The 5,054-nt window shown below is 33.4% G+C and carries 3 protein-coding genes; all 3 read left to right on the top strand.

Annotated features, from left to right (window positions below; genetic code table 11):
- Positions 1 to 585: 585 nt before the first annotated feature.
- A complete protein-coding gene (locus H8R24_RS17675; RefSeq protein ID WP_187021724.1) occupies positions 586 to 3,243 on the top strand; it encodes a TM0106 family RecB-like putative nuclease in 2,658 nt (885 codons plus the stop codon).
- Positions 3,244 to 3,330: 87 nt separating this feature from the next.
- On the top strand, positions 3,331 to 3,927 hold the full coding sequence (locus H8R24_RS17670) for a DUF6088 family protein (protein ID WP_187021727.1): 597 nt from the start codon (positions 3,331 to 3,333) through the stop codon (positions 3,925 to 3,927).
- Positions 3,920 to 4,933 carry a nucleotidyl transferase AbiEii/AbiGii toxin family protein gene (locus H8R24_RS17665; protein WP_187021730.1) on the top strand — a complete coding sequence of 338 codons (1,014 nt, stop codon included), beginning with the start codon at positions 3,920 to 3,922 and terminating at the stop codon, positions 4,931 to 4,933. Before H8R24_RS17670 ends, H8R24_RS17665 begins: the two co-directional genes overlap by 8 nt.
- Positions 4,934 to 5,054: the final 121 nt, after the last annotated feature.

Here is a 5,054-nt window from a genome sequence, read left to right as displayed (position 1 = left end):
TGGAATTATCGTTTCGCATCAAGTTTTCGTTAAGCGGAAAAATTAGTGGTTACGAACTTCCAGCCACCTCAAAGCAGCAAACCGTTACTGTGTATGATGCGAATTTTGCGCTTAAAAAAGCAGAATGAATTCGTTAAGCAGAAAATAATTTGGTTCAATGAAAGAGATGCAGTTTACGTCGAAAAAGATTGTGGCAGAATCGAATCGTTAAGCAGAAACTACTTCCCTTCTATTCAAGCGATGCAGTTTGCGTCGAAAAAGATTGTGGCAGAATCAAATCGTTAAGCAGAAACTACTTCCCTCCTATCAAAGCGATGCAGTTTGCTTCCAAAAGTATTGCGCTGAAAAACAGAAGTGGAATAGAACTATAGCACCAAAATCACACACAGTAACACACGTTTGTAGCTATTGCGGAATTTAGTGGAATTATCGTTTTTTATTCGTATTTTCGTACAGCCAAAAATACTCGTCTTCGAAGTCCGCAACAGACTACAAGCGCAGACCGTTATGCCTCATTCTATAAAGACCGACCCGAATTCAATAACATAAGTTAAAAGGCTAACCAAAATGTAAACACTTGGCTTAATGAAAATAACTAATGAAATTCTACACGCTATTATTCATTGCAACCAAAAAGCCTTTTTAAAAAAGGTTCAGGAAAATCAATTACCTAAAACAGAATTTCAAACTGTTTTTGAAACACTAAAACAAAGACAACAATCGGTAATCCAAACAAAGCTTTCATTAGATTCAGACTTCCATAATATTGATTATTCGTCTGATTTAAAGTTTGAAAAAGGAAAAACACAACTTCAAATTTCATTCAAAAACACGGAAGTAGATTTAAGATTGGACGGAATTTATTACGACCAGAGAAACAGTTTTACACCTATTCTTATTTCTCCGTTTGAGAAAGTCCAAAAATCTGATAAACTATTCATTGCGTTACAATCCCATTATCTAAAACAAAACTTCAATTTCAAAATTGAGGAAGCCAAAATAATGTTTGGCAATCAACAGAAAACCACAAAAGTAAAATTGAGCAACCTAGCAAAAGATATAAAGAGAGCCATTACTTCGATTGAACAAATCAAAAAAAGTGAAACACCTCCTGTATTTTATAGAATCAGTCATTGTCAAATTTGTGAGTTTAATCAGATATGTAGCGAAAAGTTACAAGAAAGAGATGATTTGAGCCTTTTAGGAAACTTAAAACCTAAAGAAATTGAACAGAAAAACAACAGAGGTATTTTTTCAGTAAAGCAGTTATCGTATACTTTTCGACCAAAAAAAAATCAATACCGAAGACGTAAGTTTCTTCCTGAATTAAAGGCATTGGCAATTCGTGAACAAAAAGTTTTTATCCAAAAGTTGCCTGAGCTAGAGAAAAAAACAACTGAAATATTTTTTGATATTGAGGGAATTCCAGATAGAGATTTTTATTACTTGATTGGAGTAATCATCAAAACAGAAAATTCAGTAACAGAATACTCATTTTGGGCAGATGATGTTACCGAACAACAAGATAAGTTCATACAATTCATTGATTTGATGAACACTCAAAATGATTTTATTCTTTATCATTACGGTTCTTATGAAATTCAGACTTTAAAACGAATTGCCAAGAAACTTCCTCCGCTCTATCAAAGCAGAATAAATAAAATCATTGAAAACTCGTTCAATGTGCTTACACTATTTTCCAACGACATATACATTCCAAAATACACCAACGGATTAAAAGATATAGCCAACTATTTGGAATTTAATTGGACAGACGAAAAAGCATCGGGACTGCTAAGCATTATTTGGAGGTATAATTGGGAATTGAATCCAACAAGCAACCTGAAAGAAAAATTGACGACCTATAATATTGAAGATTGCAAGGCATTGATAAAAGTTCAGGAATGGCTTATTTCACTTTCCGAAAATAATGACAAAACGGTTTTAGCAAATAGCATTAAACAGCAAAATATTTTCAAATGGGGTGTAACTGTTTTTGCTCTTGAACATTTTAACGAAATCAATGCAAAAGCGTATTTCGACTACCAAAGACAACATATTTTTCTACGAACCGAACGAAAAGTTTATACAGCCATTTCTAAAACCAAACAAACTTCAAAGAAATATAATCGCATTGACAAACGAATCAACCTATTTCCTGATAAATGTATAAAATGCAATAACAAAGACATTAAAATAATCAGAAGTAGCAAAAAGCCACAAATCGATTTGGTATTTATGAAGTCGGGAATAAAGAAACAAGTCATAGAATATCAAGGTGGAGCATACTTTTGCAAGAAATGCAGAAAAAACTTTATGGTAGAGGATATGAGAAGATTGCCAACCTATGGACATAATTTAATGTTGTGGTCAGTGAATCAGAAAATACAATATAAACTAAGTTCAGAGAGTATTGTAAATGTACTAAAAGACTCTTTCTCTATAAAGTCGTCTGCAACCCAAATGACACGTTTCAAAGAAATTATTGCCACAAAATATGAAGAAACGTACAATGAAATTATCAAGAAAATGAGCCAGTCAAAACTTATTCATATTGATAAAACCATTGCCAGAATTAATGAAATTGATGGATATGTATGGGTTTTTGCAAATTATGATAGTGTTTATTATCAATTCATGGAAACACGAGAACCTGATTTTTTGAAAGAATTATTACAAGATTTTAAAGGTGTTTTAGTTTCTGATTTTTACACTGGTTATGACTCTATGGAATGTGAGCAACAAAAATGTTTAGTTCATCTGATTCGAGATTTGAATGAAGACTTTATGAAACACCAGCTAGATGAAGAATTTAAACAGATAATATCAGAATTTGGAAACCTACTTCGAGATATTATTGTGACTATTGACAAATATGGTTTGAAGAAAAATCATTTGAACAAGCATAAAAAAGAGGTGGAAAAATTTTATAAGAAAGTCATTTTACAAGAATTTGAATCTGACTTAGCCATTTCATATCAAAAACGATTTATAAAATACAAAGAGAAATTATTTTTGTTTTTAAATCACGATGGCATTCCTTGGAACAACAATAATGCAGAACACTCTATAAAGCCATTTGCCAAATGGAGAAAGAAAATCAGTAAAAGCCTTACAAAGAAAAATATAGAGCACCACTTAGTTTTACTTTCAATACTTCAAACCTGTAAATATCAAGGGGCAAATTTCTTTGACTTTTTAAAATCGGGCGAAAAAAGCATTTATGAGTATTCAGAAAAATAACCGTTTCAACTTTTATTGAAACATTATTCTCAATTCATATTTTGTCGCAAATATTTACTAAATTTGCGACAAGATTAAAGAGTAAAAATGTCAAAAAGCATAGAAATACAAGTATTAGAGAAGATAAAGCGAAGTCCAAGAGGAACGCTCTTCTTTGTGGACAGTTTTACCAAAATCGCCAACACAAAATCAGCAAATAAGTCATTGGAGCGCTTAGTAAAATCGGGAGAAATAGAACGAATTGCACAAGGTATTTATGTTCGACCTGTAATTGATAATTACATTGGAAAAGTATTTCCGAGCATTGAGCAAATTGCGTTTGCCATTGCGAAAAGGGACAGAGCTACCGTAATACCTACAGGCAGTTATGCAATGTATAAATTGGGTTTGACAATGCAAGTTCCTTTGAATATTGTTTTTTATTCCGACACTTCGGCACGAAAAATCAAAATCGGGAAACAAACCATTACATTTAAAAAAGCGAGCTCTAAAAACTTGGCGTTTGTTGGCGAAATCAGCACATTGGCAATTCAGGCATTGCGGTCAATCGGCAAAGACCAAGCAACAGCCGAAGAAATGAAACAGATAAAGAAGATTTTGAAAAATGAAAATCTAAAACATTTGCAACACGATTTGCAATTAGCACCTGTTTGGATTCGAAAATTGATGACAGACAATGAATAAGTTCACACATTTACAAGAATGGTTTCAGCTACCCGATGAAACCAAAATCAGATTGTTTACAGAAACAAGCCGACAAATCGGCTTGCCTTCTTCATCAGCCGCAGAAAAAGATTGGTGGGTAGTACATACCTTATCCGTGATTTTCTCAATGGATTGTGCAAACGCCTTGATTTTCAAAGGTGGAACTTCGCTAAGCAAAGGTTGGAACGTTATACACCGATTTTCGGAAGATATTGATTTAGCCTTAGACAGAGAATTTCTTGGTTTTTCGGGCGAACTCACAAAAGGTGACATTAGAAAACTAAGAAGAAAATCGTTTCAATTTATTTCAGAAGTTTTTACTGAAGAATTGAAAAATAAATTTACGGAATTGGGTTTTGAAAATGTAACCGTAAAACCTCGTGAAGTAGAAAATCACGACCAAGACCCTTTAATTATTGAAATCTATTACAACAAACTCACGGAAACAGACACATATCTGAAACCAGGTGTTTTAGTTGAGGTGGGTAGCCGTTCATTAAAAGAACCGTTTACGCAAAGAACTTTCGGAACATTTATTTCTGAAATCTACACAGATAATACTTTTACAGACAAACCAATAACAATTCCTATTGTAAATCCTGAACGGACATTTTTAGAAAAGATATTTTTATTGCACGAAGAATTTCAGAAACCGTTTGGCAAAATACGAGTTGAACGTCTTAGTAGACACCTTTACGACATTGAAAAACTTTGCCAAACTGAATACGCAGAAATTGCATTGCAAGATAGGGAACTATACAACACAATCGTAAGACATCGTAGTAAATTTACAGCTATTTCAGGAATTGATTATGCAAAACATAATCCTGAAAACATTAAATTTATTCCGCCCGACTCCATTATAAAAATGTGGAAAGCTGACTATGAAGAAATGAAAGGGAGTATGATTTACGGTAACCCATTAGATTTTGATCAACTTATAAACAGACTGACTGAATTGCAAAAGCGAATAAATGCAATATAACGATAACCTTAACTGATGATACTGACGAAAGAAGAACGAAGGCATAATCGAGTAGACGGCTCCGCTAGGAACTAACGGAGTGCGCCTCTCACACCACCGAGCGTACGGGTCACGTACTCGG

It is taken from the genome of Flavobacterium muglaense (assembly GCF_014305155.1).
GTDB lineage: Bacteria > Bacteroidota > Bacteroidia > Flavobacteriales > Flavobacteriaceae > Flavobacterium > Flavobacterium muglaense.
The sequence above is the reverse complement of the archived record's forward strand: the minus strand, read 5'-3'. Positions and strand labels throughout refer to the sequence as shown.

What these genes read in the sequence shown, in the direction of transcription:
- H8R24_RS17675 (WP_187021724.1), top strand. Translation starts at nt 586, where the DNA reads ATGAAAATAACTAATGAAATTCTACACGCTATTATTCATTGCAACCAA.
- H8R24_RS17670 (WP_187021727.1), top strand. Translation starts at nt 3,331, where the DNA reads ATGTCAAAAAGCATAGAAATACAAGTATTAGAGAAGATAAAGCGAAGT.
- H8R24_RS17665 (WP_187021730.1), top strand. Translation starts at nt 3,920, where the DNA reads ATGAATAAGTTCACACATTTACAAGAATGGTTTCAGCTACCCGATGAA.